Annotated in this window: 2 protein-coding genes; both read left to right on the forward strand. The window is 34.0% G+C overall.

All coding sequences use genetic code 11. From position 1 onward, the window contains the following. On the forward strand, positions 1 to 259 hold a 259-nt coding region (locus IAI56_RS15745), incomplete at its 5' end, for a transposase (RefSeq protein ID WP_187658762.1). A 551-nt stretch (positions 260 to 810) separates the two neighbouring features. After that, positions 811 to 1,019, forward strand: a 209-nt coding sequence (locus tag IAI56_RS16520; protein WP_425323635.1) for a DUF4097 family beta strand repeat-containing protein, incomplete at its 3' end; no start/stop codon positions are given.

The following is a 1,019-nucleotide window of genomic DNA, read 5'->3' on the forward strand; positions in this document are numbered from 1 at the left end:
TAGTTCAGGTTCGAGTATAAAAGGCAGAACTAAAGTAAATCATATGGCCGATAAAAAAATGAAATCAATATTACAAATGTGCGCACTAGTTGCCGTTAAAAATGATCCGCAACTCAAAGAATATTATGAAAGAAAAAAAGGTGAAGGCAAGAATGCAATGTTAGTTTTAAACAATATAAAATGTAAAATTATTGGTCGTGTGTTTTCTGTGATTAAAAGACAAACACCTTATGTAAACACTTATAAATTTGCAAGTTAATTTATTTTCAATTTTTATTTGTTTTTTATCATAGAATGCGCTATCGGGGTAAGAGTTACTATTAATACTTGTCAGAACAAAGATAGAAATTTACCGCGGTAATTTATTCAATTTACCGCCGTAACTTATCTAATTTACCGCGGTAAAACAAGCAATTCGTCCTGATGAATTTTTGCACTTGACCTGACAAGTTTAAAAAGCAGCCTGTACAACCTTATCTTCTCTTGAGTAGATTTTGAAACCACAAACCGTCAAGTCGGTATCATATCAGGAAAAAGAATACAACTCGACGTCACCATGCAACGCAATCAATCCTTTAAAATCAGTGCAATCCGAGGCAAAAAACTTGCGCAAAAACCCCTAAAATCCAAAAACCCAGCAAAATCAAACCTTTGCAGACCTGTTAGACAGGTTTAAGTCTGAATAGTATTGCTACAACGCAGCATAATAGTAGTGTTTATAGGGGTTTTGGAGTTTTTTTGATTTTAAATTGATTGTGATTATGTTGAAAACTATGGCAATTTGGGGACTTTAATTGCGAATTTGGGGACATTAAATGCCAATTTGGGAACTTTAAATGTCAATCTGGGGACTTTAAATTGAATTCTGGCGACTGTAAATGCCGATCTAGGGACTTTAAATTGAATTCTGGCGACTTTAAATTGAATTCTGGCGACTTTAAATGTCAATTTGGGGACATTAAATCTCAATCTGGGGACTTTAAATCTCAATCTGGGGACTTTAAATTGAATTCTGGCGA

The sequence above is a fragment of the Flavobacterium macrobrachii genome (assembly GCF_014486675.1).
Lineage (GTDB): Bacteria > Bacteroidota > Bacteroidia > Flavobacteriales > Flavobacteriaceae > Flavobacterium > Flavobacterium macrobrachii.